General features: G+C 38.1%; 19 protein-coding genes and 1 pseudogene. 1 reads left to right on the top strand and 19 read right to left on the bottom strand.

The features are described from left to right. Positions 1–61: 61 nt before the first annotated feature. From CP363_RS04135 to CP363_RS04175, 9 genes are all read right to left on the bottom strand, one after another. Entirely contained in the window at positions 62–991 is a 930-nt protein-coding gene (locus CP363_RS04135) for an ABC transporter permease (protein WP_023488743.1), read from the bottom strand. A 14-nt stretch (positions 992–1005) separates the two neighbouring features. Beyond that, the gene (opp4B, locus tag CP363_RS04140) at positions 1006–1965 is read right to left on the bottom strand and encodes an oligopeptide ABC transporter permease (protein WP_065989480.1); all 960 of its coding nucleotides are present in this window, start codon (positions 1963–1965) and stop codon (positions 1006–1008) included. A 2-nt stretch (positions 1966–1967) separates the two neighbouring features. Continuing rightward, complete coding sequence (locus CP363_RS04145) at positions 1968–2954, bottom strand: ATP-binding cassette domain-containing protein (RefSeq protein ID WP_023488745.1); 987 nt, start codon at positions 2952–2954, stop codon at positions 1968–1970. Between the two features lie 3 nt (positions 2955–2957). Continuing rightward, positions 2958–3974 carry an ABC transporter ATP-binding protein gene (locus CP363_RS04150; protein ID WP_005723130.1) on the bottom strand — a complete coding sequence of 339 codons (1017 nt, stop codon included), beginning with the start codon at positions 3972–3974 and terminating at the stop codon, positions 2958–2960. A gap of 118 nt (positions 3975–4092) precedes the next feature. Next, positions 4093–4335, bottom strand: coding sequence for an acyl carrier protein (acpP, locus tag CP363_RS04155; protein ID WP_057726637.1), 243 nt, complete (start codon positions 4333–4335; stop codon positions 4093–4095). 30 nt (positions 4336–4365) lie between these two features. After that, complete coding sequence (gene plsX / locus CP363_RS04160; RefSeq protein WP_098035875.1) at positions 4366–5367, bottom strand: phosphate acyltransferase PlsX; 1002 nt, start codon at positions 5365–5367, stop codon at positions 4366–4368. Between the two features lie 19 nt (positions 5368–5386). Further along, positions 5387–7423 carry an ATP-dependent DNA helicase RecG gene (recG, locus tag CP363_RS04165; protein ID WP_089142891.1) on the bottom strand — a complete coding sequence of 679 codons (2037 nt, stop codon included), beginning with the start codon at positions 7421–7423 and terminating at the stop codon, positions 5387–5389. A 2-nt stretch (positions 7424–7425) separates the two neighbouring features. Then, complete coding sequence (locus CP363_RS04170; protein ID WP_005719368.1) at positions 7426–9087, bottom strand: DAK2 domain-containing protein; 1662 nt, start codon at positions 9085–9087, stop codon at positions 7426–7428. A 21-nt stretch (positions 9088–9108) separates the two neighbouring features. Then, complete coding sequence (locus CP363_RS04175) at positions 9109–9471, bottom strand: Asp23/Gls24 family envelope stress response protein (protein WP_005719370.1); 363 nt, start codon at positions 9469–9471, stop codon at positions 9109–9111. A gap of 167 nt (positions 9472–9638) precedes the next feature. On the opposite strand from CP363_RS04175, the gene rpmB reads away from it, so the two are divergent. Beyond that, entirely contained in the window at positions 9639–9824 is a 186-nt protein-coding gene (rpmB, locus tag CP363_RS04180; RefSeq protein WP_005719372.1) for a 50S ribosomal protein L28, read from the top strand. Positions 9825–9940: 116 nt separating this feature from the next. Here the strand turns inward: rpmB and CP363_RS11180 are convergent. The 10 genes and pseudogenes from CP363_RS11180 to rpoZ form a co-directional block, all read right to left on the bottom strand. Continuing rightward, positions 9941–10244, bottom strand: a pseudogene (locus CP363_RS11180) (hypothetical protein). A gap of 39 nt (positions 10245–10283) precedes the next feature. Beyond that, positions 10284–10958 (bottom strand): thiamine diphosphokinase, encoded by a 675-nt coding sequence (locus CP363_RS04190; RefSeq protein ID WP_065989486.1) that lies wholly within the window; start codon positions 10956–10958, stop codon positions 10284–10286. Then, positions 10958–11608 carry a ribulose-phosphate 3-epimerase gene (rpe, locus tag CP363_RS04195; RefSeq protein WP_005719376.1) on the bottom strand — a complete coding sequence of 217 codons (651 nt, stop codon included), beginning with the start codon at positions 11606–11608 and terminating at the stop codon, positions 10958–10960. The genes CP363_RS04190 and rpe overlap by 1 nt, the downstream gene beginning before the upstream one ends. 12 nt (positions 11609–11620) lie before the next feature. Beyond that, on the bottom strand, positions 11621–12511 hold the full coding sequence (gene rsgA / locus CP363_RS04200; protein ID WP_098035876.1) for a ribosome small subunit-dependent GTPase A: 891 nt from the start codon (positions 12509–12511) through the stop codon (positions 11621–11623). Next, a complete protein-coding gene (gene pknB, locus CP363_RS04205; RefSeq protein ID WP_013086533.1) occupies positions 12512–14542 on the bottom strand; it encodes a Stk1 family PASTA domain-containing Ser/Thr kinase in 2031 nt (676 codons plus the stop codon). Then, entirely contained in the window at positions 14532–15287 is a 756-nt protein-coding gene (locus CP363_RS04210; RefSeq protein WP_005719381.1) for a Stp1/IreP family PP2C-type Ser/Thr phosphatase, read from the bottom strand. Before CP363_RS04210 ends, pknB begins: the two co-directional genes overlap by 11 nt. Before the next feature lie 4 nt (positions 15288–15291). Further along, the gene (gene rsmB / locus CP363_RS04215; protein ID WP_089147615.1) at positions 15292–16653 is read right to left on the bottom strand and encodes a 16S rRNA (cytosine(967)-C(5))-methyltransferase RsmB; all 1362 of its coding nucleotides are present in this window, start codon (positions 16651–16653) and stop codon (positions 15292–15294) included. Beyond that, a complete protein-coding gene (gene fmt / locus CP363_RS04220; RefSeq protein ID WP_060461964.1) occupies positions 16604–17548 on the bottom strand; it encodes a methionyl-tRNA formyltransferase in 945 nt (314 codons plus the stop codon). Before fmt ends, rsmB begins: the two co-directional genes overlap by 50 nt. A 12-nt stretch (positions 17549–17560) precedes the next feature. After that, entirely contained in the window at positions 17561–19960 is a 2400-nt protein-coding gene (priA, locus tag CP363_RS04225; RefSeq protein WP_098035877.1) for a primosomal protein N', read from the bottom strand. 50 nt (positions 19961–20010) lie between these two features. Next, the gene (gene rpoZ / locus CP363_RS04230; protein WP_003547927.1) at positions 20011–20235 is read right to left on the bottom strand and encodes a DNA-directed RNA polymerase subunit omega; all 225 of its coding nucleotides are present in this window, start codon (positions 20233–20235) and stop codon (positions 20011–20013) included. Between the last annotated feature and the right edge of the window lie 3 nt (positions 20236–20238).

Consider the following 20238-nt stretch of genomic DNA (forward strand, 5'->3'; position numbering starts at 1 on the left):
TATATAAACAAAAAACAGCTCTACTAAGCGATAGAGCTGTTTTAATTTAATTATTACTTTATTAGTTTTCACGCTGTCTTGCGTCACCAGCACGTTGCAGAGCTTGACCAACATAGTTAATACTTAAGGAAATTACCAAAAGCAAGATAGTAGCAGGCAACCACAACCATGGACGGTTAATAACGTTAACTGGGTCATTGGCAAAACCAATCAAAGTACCAAGTGATGGCGTAGTACTTGGTAAACCATAGTTCAAGAATGACAAACTAGTTTCAATACCAATGTTACCAGCAATACTCAAAACAACGTCAATGATAATCATTGAAGTAATGTTTGGCAAAACTTCACGGAACATAATCTTAAAGTTAGATGAACCTGAAGTCTTAGATGCCAAAACATAGTCACGACCACGCTGCGATAGGACGAACGAACGGAAGTAACGCGCCGTTACCGTCCAACCAAACATCGCAATCAAGAATACCAAAGTTACGGCATTGTAGTTAGGAATAACAGTAGTCAAAACAATGATAATTGGCATTTGTGGCAAAATCTGGATAAAGTCAACTATTCTCATGATAACTGAGTCAATTGCTCCACCAAAGTAACCAGAAACCAAACCGACTACCAAACCAACAATTTCAGTAATTACAGTAACTGAAATACCGATCATGATTGAGTTACGTCCACCCATGATTAGCAGCTTCAAGATGTCACGACCACCGTCATCAGTACCTAACAAGTGGCCTGCTTCACCCCAACCATAATATGAATCCGCAATGTTCATTTCAGTTACTTGAGCACGGTTCAAGAATAATGAACCACCGAATGTAAACAGTAAAATTACGATAATGATAATCAAAGCTGTTAAAGCAGACTTTGAACGCACAATTTCGTGCATTGCCACCTTGAATCCAGAAGGTGGGAGAGTAGCCTTTTGCTTTGCGTCTTCTTTAGTAGCTTTCTTTGTAGCTTTTTCTTTTTTATCAGCCATTTTTTCTCTCCTCCCTATTGAATTCTAATACGTGGGTCAATGATACTCATGATGATATCTGACAACAAGTTACCAATTAAAGTCAAGATACCAAAGATCAAAATCAAAGCAGTCAAAGTAGTGTAGTCACGTTGACCAATTGAGTCAAGGAACAACTTACCCATACCAGGGTAACTAAATACACTTTCAATGATCATTGAACCACTAAGCAAACCGGTAATAGTGTTACCAAGGAAGGCAGCGATTGGCAATAATGAGTTACGTAAAATGTGCTTGTTGAAGACGACATTTTCAGGCACACCTTTACTACGAGCAGTTCTTACGTAGTCTTCAACTTTGTTATCAACAATCCCAGTTCTTAAGTACTGAACAGTACCAGTAGTGGTAATCAAAGCATACAAAATGGCTGGTAGAATCATGTGATAAATCCTACTACCAAGAATTCCCCAGAAGCCAGATGCACTAGCTGAAACTGAACCAGAGATTGGGAACCAGCCTAAAGTAAAGCCGAAGAGCCACAAACCTAAAATATAGAATACGAACCCTGGAGTTGCTAAAGTGATGTAGTTAAAGATTCTAACACTAGTATCTTGCCATTCGTCTTGGTGACGACCTGAAGTAATACCAAGAGGGACAGCAATACTATAAGTCAAAATAGTAGTTAAAAGTGATAACCAGAAGGTGTTATTTGCACGGTCGGCAATCAATGAAGTTACAGGAACGTGCTGGATGTAACTTGTACCAAGATCACCATGGAACAAGTTGCCCACCCATCTAAAGTATTGCACGTACCATGGATCAAACAGACCTGCAGCCCGTTTTAAGGCTTCAATTTGTTTAGGGTCGGTGTTAGGGTTAATTGATCCACTGAATGGGTCACCAGGCATCATTTTAGCCAAAAGGAAGACCAGCAAACTCAAGATAATCAATTGAGGGATCATGATTAACAAACGCCGTAAAATCGTTTTCCACATGCTTAATCACTCTCCTTTTCTTCTAATTCTTCAAGTTTAGCTTCGTGGGCCATATCTTTTGGCAAAGCTACCCAGTGCTTAGGTGCTACTTGTTGTAATGGATATACACGACCATCCTTGTCGTACCACTTGCTTTGATTTTCTTGGAATTCCTTTTCAACTTGTTCGCGATGTTTCTTGTGTTCTTCACGATGTTTAACATCAACTTGAGGAATAGCGGAAAGCAAACGCTTAGTATAGATATGAATTGGGTGCTTGTAAATTTCTTCACGGCTACCTAATTCAACCAAACGACCACGGTGCATTATTGCCAAGTTTTCTGACATGTGCTTAACGACACCCAAGTCGTGAGAAATGAACAAGTAAGCAATGTTATATTGTTGTTGAATGTGCTTCATGAAGTTCAAAACCTGTGCTTGAACTGACAAGTCCAAAGCAGACGTTGGTTCATCCGCAACAATTAACTTAGGGTTAGTAGCAACGGCACGAGCAACACCGATTCTCTGACGCTGACCACCTGAGAATTCATGTGGGTACTTGTAGATTGCATCACTAGGCATCCCTACAATATCTAGCAATTCTTGTACACGATCACGTTCTTGATCAGTCGTTAAGTTTTCAAAATTTCTAATTGGCTCTGCAATGATATCTTCAATTCTCTTTCTTGGGTTCAAACTTGACATTGAATCCTGGAAGATCATTTGAACATCTTTATTATAATCAAGCTTCTTACGGTTGCTTGCCTTAGTTACGTCCAAACCCTTATACATGATTTGACCACTTGTAACTTTTTCAACCCCAACAATCGCCTTACCGGTAGTAGATTTACCAGAACCAGATTCACCGATTAAACCGTAAGTTTCACCTTCACCAATTGAGAAATTAATCCCATCAACGGCACGGACATAATCAGTAATTCTGTTCCAAAATCCAGAGCGAATTGGGTAATAGACCTTTAAATCTTTGATTTGAATAATTTCTTTTGCCATAAACTACTCCCCACTTGCTGTCTTTTCATCCTCAAAGTGGAATGACTTCCAGCAAGTACATCTTACCCAGTGACCTGGCGCAACTTCATGCACCTTAGGTTCTTCTTCATGTGCGCTAGCAGGAATCCAAGGAATTCTTGCAGCAAATCTATCACCAGTACGTGGCATATTCTTCAAAGATGGCACAGTACCGTGAATTACATGAAGATCTTCATCCGTATCGTCTGATTGAGGCATTGAGTTAAGTAATGATCGAGTATATGGATGAAGTGGGTTTTCAAAAATTGTCTTTACATCAGATTTTTCAACAATTTGACCAGCATACATGACTGCAACTTCATCAGCAGTTTCTGCTACAACACCTAAGTCGTGAGTGATCAAAATAATCCCTGAGTGAGATTGTTTTTGAATATCTTCAAGCAAATCCAAAATTTGAGCTTGAATAGTAACATCCAAAGCTGTTGTTGGTTCATCGGCAATAATAACTTCAGGCTTACATGCAATCGCCATCGCAATTACAACACGCTGACGAAGCCCACCAGACAACTCATGTGGGTACATTTCGTACATTTCTTCAGGCTTTGGCATTCCTACTTGATTAAACAATTCAATTACACGTGCGTGACGTGCCTTTTCGTCCATATCAGTGTGGTAATAAAGAGTTTCAGCAACTTGGTCACCAACACGCATCAATGGGTTCAAGCTGGCTAACGGGTCCTGGAAGATCATTCCGATCTTGTCCCCACGAATCTTATTGAAAAGTGATTCATTCAAGCCAACTAGGTTTAATTCATTGTAAAGAATGTCCCCTGTTACTTTAGTATTTTTATGGTCGTACAATCCAATGATACTTGAGGCAATTGTACTCTTACCACAACCAGATTCACCAACGATGGCTAAAATCTCGTCGCGCTTCAGAGTCAGATTAACATCGTCTGCCGCATCATAGAATTTCCCTTGCAAACGGTATGCCGTATGCAGGTGTTGAATATCTAATAAAAGATCACTCTGCTTCTCCAAAGGTCATTCCTCCATCTCGAGCTTTTTTATTAAAAGCATTTAATCTTTTCTATTTATTTTCTAATTATAAACACAAAGTCGGTCGTATGCAAATCACGACACGGCTTTTTTTAGAAAATTATCCTTGATGAGACTTAATATATGAAACAGCATCACCAATTGTTTTAATTTTTTCAGCTTCATCGTCAGGAATTTCTGCGCCAAATTCATCTTCCAATTGCAAAATAAATTCAACCAAATCAATTGAATCAGCATCTAAATCGTCCATAAAATTAGTGTTTTCAGTAATCTTGTCTTTATCAACATCAAAATTATCAGCGATCATGTCTTTGATTTTATTAAAAATTTCTTCTTCTGACATAAAACTTCTCCTTTTTAATAAAACATTGTACTATTTTTCAGCGAATTCGTCTCTAAAATCTGCAACAAGTTTTTCTTTAACCATTTTATCTACTTGCTTAAGAGTGAAATAAATTGGACGTTCATTTGATCTACCGTGGGTTTTAACTACCGGTGCATTAACGCCTAGTAAAACTGCACCGCCATATTTAGCCGTATCAAATTTAGATTTTAAGCTTGATAACGAGCCCTTCACCATTAAGGCACCTAACTTGGTCATTACACCGCCATTTAATAAACTATCTTTTAATAAATGAAGCAAGACGCTAGAGGTTCCTTCAATGTTCTTAAGTACAGCGTTTCCGGTAAAGCCATCGGTTACTACCACATCTGCCTTGCCTAATAGCAATTCATTACCTTCAATATTACCTAAGAAATTCAAATTACTTTCTTTAAGCAATTCATAGGCCTTTTGGTGAACATCATCACCCTTGTCGCTTTCAGCTCCATTATTTAAGAGCATTACTCGCGGATTTTTAATGCCGCGAATCTTCTCAGCATAGTACGAAGCCATTTCGGCCCATTGTAAAAGATATTCTGGCTTACTCTTAGCATTAGCACCAACATCAACCATATTGAAGCCATCGTCACTATTTTGAACAGGTAAAGTAGGCATCAAGCCTGGGCGTATAATTCCCTTAATTCGGCCAATAATAAAAATTCCGCAAGCAAGCAATGCACCAGTATTGCCTAAGGAAAGCAACGCATCAGCTTTTCCTTCCTTAACGAAGTTAGCTGCCACAACCATTGACGAATCTTTCTTTTTTCTGATTGCCTTAACAGGTTCGTCTTCGTCAGCAATAACTTCTGTTGTTGGGACCACACCTAATTGATCATTAATTTGATCTTCAGGGATTAGTTTTCTTAATGCTTCTTTATCACCAAATAATAAAAATTTAGTCTCAGGCATTCCAGTTTTAGCTTGTAAAACCGCCTTAACGATTGCATCTGGGGCATTTTCGCCACCCATCGCATCAATTGCAATTGTTCTCATATATTCACCACAATCTTTTCTAAATTCTGTTTTGCTCTAATTGCTTATATTCTAGCACTTGCTTAAGTGCCTTATGTCCTGGATCTGATAAATCAGGATCAGCCGCAACCAAAGCTCGTGCTTCTTTTTGCGCAACGACCAATGTATTGTAGTTATTTACTACATCACCCACACGAAATTCTGGCAATCCTGACTGAGCCTTACCAAACAAATCACCTTCACCGCGCATCTTTAAATCTTCTTCAGCTAATTTGAAGCCGTCATTGGTCGACGCAATAATTTTCATTCTTGCTTTACCTGAATCGGTCTTAGGATCAGCTAGAAAGACACAATAACTTTGTGTTTGTCCTCGACCAATTCGACCACGCAGTTGGTGCAATTGACTTAAGCCAAAACGATCAGCATTGTAAATTACCATCATATTCGCATTGGCTACATCGACCCCAACTTCAATCACACTAGTAGTCACTAAAATATTAATCTCACCAGCTGCAAATGCAGCCATTATTTCATCTTTTTGTGCACCTGGCATTTGACCATGAAGCAGGACTACCTTGTGATTAGGAAAATCATGGCTTAATTTTTCATGCAATTCTTCTGCATTTTTTAAGTCTAACGTCTCTGACTCGGTAATCAATGGTGTCACAGCGTAAATCTGAAAGCCTTGATTTAGCTGCTCTTGCATTTGTCGATAGACTTCCTTCATTTGACTACTTGTTTTCCATGTGGAAATAATTGGCTTTCTTCCGACTGGTAAATGATGTATTTCAGAGACTGTCATATCACCATAAACTGTCAAAGCCAGCGTCCGCGGGATTGGCGTAGCAGTCATTGCCAAAATATCTGGTTGATCGCCTTTATTAATCAAAGCTTGTCGTTGTCCTACACCAAAACGGTGCTGCTCATCAATAATGACTAGACCTAATTTTTTAAAGATAACACTATCTTGAATTAAAGCATGAGTGCCAATTACCACATTAATCGTGCCATCAGTTAATTCACGGTAGATCTCACGCCGCTCCAGTGTTTTTGTATTGCCTGTTAAAAGAGCTACTCGCACACCTAAAGGACGCAACAATTCATCGATTTTTTTGAAATGCTGAGTTGCCAGAATTTCTGTTGGCACCATCAAAGCCGCCTGATAGCCAGCTGTAATGGCTGCAAAAATCGCATAAACGGCTACAACAGTTTTTCCAGAACCAACATCACCCTGCAAAAGTCGCCGCATTTGACCATCAGAATGCATATCAACAAAGATTTCATTAACCACATGCTTTTGATCATCTGATAATTCAAATGGCAGAGATTTAGTTAATTGAGCAATTTCTGTCAGATCGTATTTCTTTGCATAACCCATTTGTTTACCATCATTACGGGTCAATAAAGCTAATTGTAATTCAAAAATAAAAAACTCACGAAAAATTGCACTTCTCTTAGCTAGTTCAGCCTCATGACTATTCTTGGGGTGATGCATCTTTTCAATAATCATTTGATCATTGAATAAACGATATTCTTGTCGTAGCTTTTCTGGGACAATGTCCTGTACTTGATCAATAAAATCATCAATGGCTAAATTAATTAGATCAACTAGTTTCTTTTGTTTAACATGTCTATTAACCGGATAGATTGGCGCCATACCACTATCGTTTTCTTTTGCTGCTACAAATTTAAAGGCTGACAAACTTTGCCGAGCAACATTGTATTTACCATAAATAGCTACTTCTTGTCCGATCTCAATTTTATTTTTTAACCACGGCTGATTAAAAAAATTGACCATGATCACATCATGGTCAATTCTCATCTTGAAACTTAAGCGAGATTTCTTATAGCCAAACCGACTAACAAATGCTTCAGTAGCTACTATTCCCTTCAGCATTACTTTTTGACCATCCATGATTTGATCAAGCGGCAACGTTTGTAATTCGTCATAACGAAAAGGAAAGTAAAAGAGCAGGTCATAAATACTATAAATGCCTAAGCTTCCTAGTGCAGCTGCAGTCTTTGTCCCTACACCCTTTAAGTCTGTGACAGGAGCAAATAATGCATTATCAATCATTGTTATTCAACTGATACTAAGAAGTGATATACAGGTTGACCACCATCATGAATTTCAAATTCAAGATCATCATGTTTGGCTTCAAGTTGTTCAACTACTTCTTGTGCTTGCTCTTCACTAGCATCACGGCCAAACATAATTGTGATAATTTCTGAATCTTCATCCAGCATCTTTTCAATCATATCAACAGTAGTCTTAATTAAATCAGCATTGTCAACCTTAATCTTGCCATCAACAATTCCCAAGTAGTCATTCTTATGAATTTCTACTTCATCGATTTCAGTATCACGGGTAGCTTGAGTAACTTCACCTGAAACAACCGTATCTAAGTCCTCTGTCATAGCTTCCACATTTTCATCAACAGATGCATCTGGATTGAATGAAAGCATTGCGGTTAAACCCTGAGAAATAGTCTTAGTTGGTACAATACCAACAGGAATATCACTAACTTCAGCAGCCTGCTTAGCAGCCATAACAATATTACCGTTGTTTGGCAAGACAATAGCTTTCTTCGCACCAGACTTCTTGATTGCATCAATAAAGTCTTGAGTTGATGGGTTCATCGTTTGCCCACCCGAGATAATCCGGTTAACACCTTCACTTTCAAACAACTTACGAATACCGTTACCTGAAGCAACTGCGATCACTGCAAAATCAACTGCTTCTTGTTGTTCTTCATCTTGGTCAACGATGCTTTCGTGTTGGATTCTCATGTTATCAATCTTGATCTTGCCTAATTGACCAAACTGACTACCGTATTGGAAAACATCACCAGGGTGTTCAGTATGAACGTGAACCTTAGCAATTTCACCATCAGAAACAGCTAATAATGAATCGCCCAAGCCAGACAAGTGCTTTCTAAATTCTTCCAAATCAAACTTCTTTTTATTTGGCACATCGGCATCAAGATCAACCATGATTTCAGTACAGTAACCATTTTTAATATCTTGAGTAGCCAATTGGCTTTGAACTGAAGATTGGTGGTGCATTGCATTGATCATTTCATCCATTTCATTTTCGTCAGGTTGATATTGATCTGCAAAGTTTTCACCCATTAAGCCTTCCAAAAAGCCTTCATAGATAAACAAAAGGCCTTGACCACCTGAGTCAACTACACCAACTTGCTTCAAAACAGGCAATAAATCTGGAGTTGACTTAAGAGCCTTCTTAGCACCTTCAACTACAGCTTTCATTACTTCAGTTACATCGTCGGTGTCATTGGCCTTAGTAGCACCGGCTTGTGCAGCAACACGAGCTACAGTAAGAATAGTACCTTCAACTGGCTTCATTACAGCCTTATAAGCAGTAGCAACACCATTTGAAAAAGCATTTGCTAATTCCTGTGCAGTTAAGGTCTTCATCCCTTGGGTAGCCTTGTAAAAGCCACGGAATAATTGTGAAGTGATAACCCCACTGTTACCACGGGCACCCATTAGCATACCTTTAGCCAAGCTTTCAGTTAAATCACTAACACTAGTACTTGGATTTTCCGAAACAGCCTTAGCACCACTTTCAATGGTTAAGTTCATATTAGTACCAGTATCACCATCAGGAACTGGGAAAACATTCAAAGAGTTAACAAACTCCGCATTTTTACCAATTCGATGAGTGGCAACACGTACCATATCTCTAAATTGCTTACTATCTATCTCATTTAAAACCACTATTTAAAACCTCCGCTTGTGTTATTCGTCAAGTACCTTAACGCTTTGTACAATGACATTAACGGCCTTAGTGTCTATTCCTAACTGATTCTTCAAATTGAACTTAACACTATCTTGAACATTCTTACTTACTTCAGAAATCTTCAAACCATAACCAACAATAATGTACACATCAACCGTAATTTCGTTATCTTCTGACTTGACAACAACACCGCGCTTATAATTGGCACGATTAAGAATCCCGTCAAATCCATCGCGAATGGCATTCTTTGATGCCATACCTACAACGCCATAGTTAGACGTAGCTGCGCCACCAACAACAGTTGCGATTACACCGTTTGAAATATCAATCAAACCATCTTTTGTCTTGATCTTAACAGCCATGTTTCGTCCTCCGTCTTATTATCTATATATACGTTTATTATTTTATCATAGTAACGACATAATCAATAATTAAAATACACCTGAAAAAATCCTTTTAGTATTGAATTGCGCGAAAACATATGATAATCTAATTAAGTATGACATCACAAATAAAGGAGGTTTAGCAAATGGCAAAAGATTACGTAACAGGTAAGAAGACTACATTCGGTAACAAACGTTCACACTCATTGAACTCAACTCGTCGTGCTTGGAAGCCAAACCTTCAAAAAGTTCGCATTCTTGTTGACGGTAAGCCAAAGCGCGTATGGGTTTCAACCAAGGCTTTAAAGTCTGGTAAAGTTACTCGTGCCTAATAGACCAAGAGCTTGTTAGATCACTGATCTTGCAAGCTTATTTTTTTACTTATTTTAATGATTTATATAAAAAACGGTAAGAAGACCATTTTATTTTGTCTTCTTACCGTTTTACTTTACTTCATAATATTGTGATGCTTATCGTCATCAGGAATTTCGTCGGCCATTCTTTCATCAATTGGCGTGTATGCATACTCAGTAATCATTTCACCCAACTTAGTTGGCAAGCCCAAATCTTGATAAGTTACATTTCTAACTAAGCCATTGGATAGTAGCTACTTCCTTCTTCTTTTTATCAAAAATGTGAACGTGGTTCTTATGCATGTAGTCTTCTACATTTTATTTTGCACGGTCAAGTCTTGCTTCGTAGCGACCGTTTTCGAAACCAGCAATATCTTTTTCAAAGTCAATATATTTCATTTGAATTCCCTTGTTTCTTTTCTATAGTTCTATTTTAACCTATAAATCATGAAAACGATTAATATCTTTAGAATAAATTGCTGCAATCATACCATTTTGCAAGCTAATCCTGAATTCATTACTATTAGGCAAAAATTCATTTGATGAAAAAACACGAGGATAGTTTCCAGAATAGTGCTTCAACTCATATCTTGCACCAATAATATTAAAATCTTCGATTGCTGTTAAAGCTGCAAAACCAATATAAGAGTAATTTTTTCTTTTTTCAACAACATGCGTGCCTGCATTAAAAAAGCAAATTAGATTTTGTTGGTCAATCAACGTTACTTTTTTCGCATATAATCTCATTTCAGGATTTAGCAACACTAATAGATTGATCAAAAAATGATCCAATCTTCCACCTGTAGCACCAAAAATCACTAATTCATCCACATGATAATCTTCAAAAGCAATCTGCAACATTAGCTCAGAATCAGTCCAATCCTTGACAGGATTAGAATAACGAATGTCTTGAACATTACTTTCTATTTGGCTTAAGTCATTTTCGTGTAAAGAATCAAAGTCACCTACTGCCACATCAGGGATTATTCCCAGTTCTTCTAAAAACAAGGCACCACGATCAACCCCAATAACTAAATCAGCTTGAGCCAGCTTTTCTTCAATATCTTCAGGCCACAATTCAGTTGGACCGCCCAACAATGCATATGCTTTCATTACTTAATAATCTTTTCTAATTTATGTACTTGACTGCCAACATCACCATTTTCATACAAGTATGAACCAACAACAAATATATTAGCGCCAGCATTTTCAGCTAATTTAATAGTCTGATCATTAATACCGCCGTCGACCTCAATATCAAAATCAGAGCCGACAATCTCTCTAACTGACTTAATTCGACTAACTGATTCAGGAAGAAAACTCTGTCCACCAAATCCCGGCTTGACCGTCATTACTAATACTTGTTTCAGTAATGGCAAATACGGTTCAACCACTTCAACTGGTGTATCTGGACTAATTGCCAAAGCAGCATCAACGCCATTAGAAGCTAAATAATCGAACCAATAATATAACTTAGGCTTGTCCATTGCTTCATAGTGTAGTTCGACCAAATCTGCTCCTGCACTAACAAAAGCTGGTACCAACTTATCTGGGGCATCACTCATTAAGTGAATTTCAGCATCTGTCATCGGAAATTCACGCTTGAAATCTTTGATTAGTTGCGGTCCAAAAGATAAATTAGGCACAAAATGTCCATCCATAATATCAATATGAAAACGGCTAATTCCAGCCTGGACTGCATTTTCAATATCATTTTTAAGATCAATATTATTTGCGTTCAAAATTGAGGGTGCAATCATCATCAGCTATTACCTCTATTTTAAATATTCCGGTATGCGACCTTCACTAATCTCAGTCCGCATAGCCAAATAATCTTCATATCTACTTGCCAGAATTTCTCCGGCTTCAAGTAACTTCTTTACTTCACAGCCTGGCTCCTGCAAATGCTGACATCCGCGGAACTTACAGTGAATACTTGCCTTTTTAAACTCAACAAAGTAATTACATAACTCATTCAACTTGATTGGTGTCAAATCAATTGACGAAAAACCTGGCGTATCTGCTAAAAAGCCCGCGCCTAACTTAAAAAGTTCGACCTTTCTAGTAGTATGTTTCCCACGATTCAAGCTAGTTGATATCGCACCAGTCGCTTGATTAGCATCTTTTTTTAAATGGTTAAGCAAAGTTGACTTACCAGCACCTGACTGTCCTGCTAAAGTCCAAATTTGATTTTTTTCGATCATTTTAGGAATCTGAATTTGCATTTCATGATAATCGGTGAAAACAGGATAACCTATTTTTTGATAATATACTAAAGCTTGCTTGATTGTGTTTAACTTTGCTTCTGATAGCAAATCTGCTTTAGACAAGTAAATTGTTACACCAACTTTTTGCCAAGAAAAGAAAGTCAAAAAACGATCTAACAGCTCTACAGAAAAATCCGGTTCTACTGCAGAAATTACTAACAAAACATGACTTACATTAGCAACTGCTGGTCGCCCAATTCGATTAATCCGCGGCAAAATTTTCACCAGATAGCTCATTCCTTTATCATCTATCTGAATTTCCACATGATCGCCAACTGCCGGTTTTTGCTTTTTTTGACGAAAAACGCCGCGAGCACGCGTTCTCACGATACCCGCAGCGGTTTCTACATCATAATAACCAGCAATCAAACCAACGACGGTTCCTTGCGCTAGTTTCATTTATTTAGTCACCTTTTCATTCAAAACTGTATCGCCATTGCGAACAACCTTTAATTGTCCACTACCTTCTCTAATGTTAAATGGAATCGAGAAACTCATATCATGCTTAATATACAAGTCACGATAAATATTGTTCAAGGAATGATCATCATCCTTAATATAGATCTGGACATGATCACCCTTGCCATTAACGGATTCTGACTCAGAGTTATTGCTTCCTTTATCATTATCAGGCTTCTCACTCTTAGAAAGATCATCACCAACATAGTCAACGGTAAAGGTCTTAGTTACAGTAGTTTCCTTGTCTTCCTTTGGACCTTTCGAGACCTTGATGGTAACAGTTGAACCACGCTCAACCTTAGTACCCGGACCTGGCTCCATCGAAATTATTAAGCCCTTCTCAACATCATCAGAATATTCTTGATTGATTTGTAAAGTCAGGCCATGTTCTTTGGCATAGTCTTGAGCACTCTTCAAAGAATAATTACTTAAGTCTTTCAAGGTAACCATATTTGAATGTGATCTAGCCTGCTTGCCACGTGAAACTATCAACGTAATTGTAGTCTGGGTCGGCTTAACCTCTACACCTGCAGCAATGCTTTGAGAAATAACTTGATTTTCGTCAACTTTATTAGAATATTGGTCCTCTCTAACTACATCAAAGCCCATATTTTCTAATTTTTCTGCCGCTTCGGCATAGTTCTTCCCAACCATATCAGGAACTTTAACCATGCTAGAACCGCTGGAAACAATTAAATCAACGCTCTTTCCCCGTTCTAGACTATTGCCTGCAGTTGGTTTTGTCGCAATAACCCTGCCTTTTTTTATATCATCTGATTGTCGCCTAATAATTTTTCCAACCTGTAAGCCTGCTGCTTCAAGTTTACTCTCAGCTGCTTTTTCTGCAATATTAGTTACATCAGGAATATTAACATCCTGTCGTTTATTTCCAGTACCACTTAAAGCGAAAATCATCATAAAAATGATTAAACCCGCGGCAATAATTGAGATCAGCCACCACCATTTGTGACTTTTGACATTCTGTAAAAAAGTCTTTTTCTTTACTGGCTTGCTTGATTCTACTGATTCGGTTTTTGCTGGCTCCACCACTTCTTTTTCTTCCTTTTGTGGCTTAAATCCAGGCAATACAATTGTTTTATCATCGTTATTACCATGATATGGTACAAAAACCGGTTCATCTGCCCGTTCAGGATCCAAGCTACTATCCAAATCTGCTTTCATTTCCTGAGCTGTAGCATATCTATCTCGTGGATCTTTCGCGGTTGCCTTTAAAACAACATTTTCCAGCGCTTGTGGTACACTTGAATCTTTCTTGCGAATTGAAGGAATTGGTTCTTGCGCATGCTTCAGTGCAATTGCCACTGGTGTATCACCGTTAAACGGAACAGTTCCTGTGATCAATTCATATAAAATTATTCCCAAGGAATAGATGTCAGATTGTTTAGTAACCATTCCGCCACGCGTTTGCTCAGGAGACATATAATGAACTGAACCCATTACTGAATTAGTTTGTGTAATCGAGCTTTGATTCAAAGCAACGGCAATTCCGAAATCAGCTATTTTAATATTGCCGCGCTTATCCATCAAAATATTCTGTGGTTTTAGATCACGATGAATAACATTGTGCTTATGAGCTAATGCAACTGCACTCAATATCTGATCCATAATTCGAATAATTTCATTTAAATCCAAAGGTGAATTTTTTTGAATATATTCTTTTAGATTAGGACCATCAACATACTCCATTACCATGTATGGCAAACCATGATCGGTACCTACATCAAGTACAGAAACAATATTAGGATGACTTAATTCACTTGTAGCTAATGCCTCTCTTTGAAAACGAGCTTGGGTTTGCGGTTCATTCTGCAAATCAAGGCGTAAAATTTTAACTGCCACCTTACGTTGCAGGATAATATCTTCCGCTAGATAGACATTGGCCATTCCGCCTTCACCTAAGGTATCGATGATGCGGTAACGTTCCCCAAGCAGATAACCTTTATCGATCACTGCTCTCGTCCTCCTTGTTCCAAATTAGGCAGACAGTAATATTATCACCACCACCTAATCGATTGGCCTCACTAATCAATTTATTACAACGTTCTCTTAAGCTAAGCTCCTTAGTTGCCAAAATTTGTTGGATTTGTGGATCGCTAAGTGAATTGGTTAGGCCATCAGTACAGAGCAAAATAATGTCGTTTCCCCCCATCTTGATCTCATCAAATTCAGGATCAATCGTACTTGAGACGCCTAATGCTTGCGTAATAATATTTTTCTGGGGATGGTGTTTAGCTTGTTCTTTAGTAATCTGACCCATCTTAACTAATTCGTTAACCAAAGAATGATCTTCAGTTAATTGGACAAATTTACCTTCAGAATAACTATAAGCCCGAGAATCACCTAAATGAGCAATTAAGGCATTTTTATCAAATGCAAACGCCAATACAATCGTTGTCCCCATTCCATTTAAGTCAGGAAACTTATCAGCAGTCTTTAAAATTGTTTCATTTTCAGAATTTAATTGCACATCAAGCCATTTATGAGCAAGATTAGCATCTGCAAAGTCAGTCATACTAAAATTATGTCCTAAATGGGTGACTGCCATTGTTGAAGCAACGTCACCACCTTGATGGCCGCCCATACCATCACAGACAATTGCTAAGACAATTCCCTTTTGATTTTTAAAAACTTTTACAAAATCTTGATTGCTTTTCCGTACCTTACCAATACTCGAAGCGTATGCTGTTTCAATCAAAAATCTAACCTCGTAACTTAAATTTAGCAATGAAAAATCCATCATTGCCATCTAGATCAGGCATTATTTTCAACATCCCTGTCTTTGATTCAAGTTTAGTTAACTTAAATGGAACTAGTTCAAAGTCAGGATGTGCTTGCAAAAACTTCTTAACTACCTCTTCATTTTCTTCCATTGAAATTGAGCAAGTTGAATAAACCAACTCGCCATTCTTTTTTAAGAGTGAACTTACTGCAGTTAAGATTGCCAATTGAATTTTTTGTAAATTTTGTAAGTCCCGTTGTCTCTTAGTATAGCGAATTTCAGGCTTACGACGCAATAATCCAAGCCCAGAACAAGGGGCATCGACTAAAATTTTGGTAAATTCACCCGCCGCAAAAATCTCTGTAGCCTTACGTGCATCACATGCCTTAGTCTTTACCTTATTTGCAACGTGCATTCTCTGGGCATTATCTCGTACTAAACGTAATTTTTTATCATGAATATCTAAGGCAGTCACATCACCATTAACAATGCTTTCGGCAATTTGCACGGTTTTCCCACCGGGAGCAGAACAAGCATCAAGCACATGCTCATCTTGTTCAAAGTCAAAAGCCTCTACAACTAAACTGGCAGCCTCATCTTGAATTGTTAACTTGCCTTCTTCAAACAAATCACTTTCGCTAATGCCACCGTGACTCAAAATCACATCATCGCTTGATAACTTAGACCATTGTGGTTGATAGTTATCCCGCTCTAACTGGGCAAAAACTTGCTCTTTATCTGCCAACTTTGAAATACGTACACTGTTTTTAGCTGGCTCATTAATACTGTTTAAAACTGATTTTGCTTTGTCTAGGCCCCAGTTATCAATTAAATATTGAACTAACCATTCAGGTACGCTTTCTTTGACACTTAAATATTTAACTGGATTATTTTCAGCTGGTAAAATCACCCCGCGCCTAGTAAACGAACGCAAAATCCCATTTACCAACCGAAAGCCAGCTGAATGTCGCTTGCCATATTGCTTAGCAAGTTTATTAGCCTCATCAAGTACAGCACGATCAGGCACTTTATCCAAAAAAATCAACTGGTAAAGTGACATTAACAATAATGGCTTAATATATTTTTCGGTCAGTTTTGTCCTAACTAAGCCTTTTAACTGATATTCTAAAAACAATCGATACTGAATCGTGCCATAAACAATATTAGTAGCTAAATTTTGGTCTGCAATTGACAAGTTAGAGTGCTTTAAGCTGTTATTCAAACTAATATTAGAATAGGAGCCTTGATCTAAGACCTTGATCAATGTCTCTAAGCTGACTGCACGTGCACTCTTATCGATCGACAATTTCTTCACCTGGGACAAACTTACTACCTTGACCATTTAAAAAGCTCTTGATGTCCATTCTCTTTTTGCCACTTGGTTGAACTTCAAGTAAGTTAAGTACTGAATTATCAGCAAAACTAATGGCAAAACGTCCTTTGTTAGCAACAACAGAGCCGGCATTTAAACTTGATGAATCAGATGCAATTTCTGCCTTCCAGATCTTGAAACGTTTGCCTTCAATCATCAAATAAGCACCAGGATCTGGATTCAAAGCACGAATCATATCGTTGGCCTCTTCTGCTGTCATATCAACATTAAGCTTTTCTTGTTCTTTAGTGATGTTAGGTGAAAAGACGACCTTTTCTGGATCCTGTGGAACCTTTTTAATTGAGCCATCAATAATTGCTGGTAAAGTCTTAAGCAATAAGTCCCGCCCAACAATTGATAATTTACTAAATAAAGTGCCAGCGTTATCATCAGGCTCAATCTTAATTGCTTCTTGAGCATAAATATCACCAGCATCCATCTTCTTAACCATTTCCATAATGGTAATTCCAGTTTCTTTATCACCGTTAATTAGTGAATATTGAATTGGTGCACCGCCACGGTATTTAGGCAAAAGTGAGCCGTGAACATTAACTGCCGCAATTTTAACCGAATTCAAAAACTTAGTTGGTAAAAATTGCCCATATGCTGCAGTTACAATCAAATCTGCATGCATATCAATTAATTTCTGCATTTCGTCTGATCCAGACAACTTAACCGGTTGAAAGATTGGCAAATCATGCTTTTCTGCTGCGATCTTGGCTGGTGACTTAGTAATTTTCTGCTTACGTCCTACCTTTTTATCAGGTTGAGTGACCACGGCTTTAATCTCATAGCCTTCATCAATTAACCCTTCAAGTACTGGAACTGAAAATTCCGGTGTTCCCATAAATATTATTGATGTCATTAAAGCATCCCCTTACATAATTCTCTCTGGTTCATTATCAATAAAAATACTTAAACCATATTTCTTAGCTTCCTGTGCGGAATCTTGAACATGGTGTAATAATTCATTTAAATTTGGTTCTTTTTTATATTTTACCAGTATTTGATAATAATATTGATTTTTTACACGAGAAATTGCACTTGGCGTTGGTCCCAAAATAATCGTTGGCTCATGCAAGTGCTCATTCAAATACCTCTTAATCCTAAAAGCCTCACGAGCTGCATTCTGTTCTTTTTTAGCAGCAATGGAAATCAGCACGGTATAAAAATATGGTGGATAGTTACCAGCATGCCGCATATTCATCTCATAGCCATAAAATCGTTCGTAGTCCTGAGTTTGAGCTAGTTGAATAGCATAATGCTCTGGATTATAAGTTTGAATTAAGACTTCTCCTTCCTTATCAGCACGACCTGCACGGCCAGCTACTTGAGTTAATAATTCAAAAGTCTTTTCAGAAGCATTATAGTCAGAAAGCCATAATCCTGTATCGGCATTGATTACTCCAACTAAAGTTACATTAGGGAAATCTAATCCTTTAGCAATCATTTGCGTACCTAACAAAATATCAGCTTCATGAGCACCAAAGGCATCTAGAATTTTCTTATAGCTACCCTTTCTTCTAGTTGTATCAACGTCCATCCGCAAGATTCGTGCACCAGGCAGAAGCTCTTCTAATTCTTCTTGTACCTTCTGTGTACCTGCACCTAAAAAACGAATTTGCGAGCTTTGGCAATTAGGACAACGTGTGGGCACTGGCTCAGTATGACCACAATAGTGACATTGCATACTGTTAGTATCCTTATGCAAATTTAAAGAAACATCACAGTTAGGACATTTTAATACAAAACCACATTCACGGCAAAGCATAAAATTAGCAAAACCACGTCGATTGAGCATTAAAATAACCTGCTCTTTTTTTGTCAAACGCTTTTTTATTGCATCTACTAGCTCAACAGATAAATCAAATTGACCACCAGCAAACTGCACGTGCTTTAGATCAATCAAATTAACTTTAGGCAATTTCTTTTGATTAGCCCTTTCAGTTAACCGTAAAAGATGATAGACATTTTTTTGGGCGCGTGCACGGCTACCCAACGATGGTGTTGCACTTCCTAAAACCAACGGACAATTATGAAATTTACTACGCCAAATAGCCACATCACGTGCATTATAACGTGGATCGGTTTCTTGCTTATATGAAGACTCATGTTCCTCATCGATCACGATTAAACCAATATTATCTAGTGGAGCAAAAACTGCACTCCGAGCACCAACGACCACCTTAGTCTCGCCACGACGAATTCGGCGCCACTCATCATATTTTTCTCCCTCAGATAGGGCACTATGTAAAACGGCTACCTCTTGACCAAAACGTGCCTTAACCTGACGAACCATTTGCGGCGTCAAGGAAATTTCTGGCACCAGCATTAATGCATTTCGCCCCTGTTTAAGAGCCTTGCTAATAGCGTGTAAATACACTTCAGTCTTCCCGCTACCAGTAATCCCTTCCAACAAAAAAGTCTCAGCCTGGCGCTGTTCAATTGCTTGGGTGATCTGGTTCAAAGCACCTTGCTGCTCACCATTTAAGGTAACCGCTGTTTTATGTTCTCCGTCATCAAATCCGGATAACGGATCGCGATAAACCTCAACACTTTTTTTATTCAACCAACCTTTGGTAATCGCAGAATTCAAACTCGCCGCCGTCAATCCAAGCTGTTTTTCTAGCTGGCTTTGGCTTTTGGGATAATCCGCTGCATTATCAATGATATCCATCAATAACTTTTTTTGCTTTACCGCATTTTGACGTAAAGTATTGTAAATTTTGGGATATTCCTCTTTTTTTAATGCTAGTTCATATTGATTTTCTTTTTTCTTCTTGGCTCGATTTTCTACCACATACTCAATCTTTGCTTGATCATCTTGCAATAATTTGCGGAATTGCTTAATCTCTGCCAGATCCGTAATTTTATTTAAATCAATTGGATCACCCTGAAACAGCGGCATTTTGGCAGCTCTATCATTAGCTGGCACTAGCAATTTGCGATAATTTGCTCGCATTACCCAAGGTAGCATCGCTTGTAAAATTTTAATTCGGTAAGAAAAAATATTTTTTGCTAAATCAGCAGATAACTTTACCAACTCTGGCGTAAGCGGTGGCATCTCATCTACCACAACTAGCAAATCCTTAAGTTTACCTTTAAATTCACTTTGATCAGTGATCCCCACCACAAAACCTTGCACTTTACGAGGACCAAATGGAACAACTACTCTTGATCCAATCGCAATATCCTTTTCTAATTCTGTTGGAATATGATATTCAAAAATACGGTCTGTTTGCCGTGCAGCTACATCAACAATAACCTGAGCAATCATTTAATCACCTGTAAAAAAGACCTTCACCCCAAAGGATGAAGGTCAATAAATTAATCTTCGAGGTTAACCTCGGCATGAGCTGGGTCAACAGTAACTTTACCAGCAGCAATTTCTTCAAGTGCCTTACCAACAGCCTTATCACACTTAAAATGTTCCAAAGTTGGTGGATCACCAGCTTCAAGTTCATGTGCTCTCTTAGCGGCAAGAACAGATAATGAATAGCGTGAATCAACACGTGACAATAATTTATCAATTGATGGGTAAGTAATTCTCATAAT

This window comes from Lactobacillus sp. UMNPBX12, from assembly GCF_002553955.1.
Taxonomy (GTDB): domain Bacteria; phylum Bacillota; class Bacilli; order Lactobacillales; family Lactobacillaceae; genus Lactobacillus; species Lactobacillus crispatus.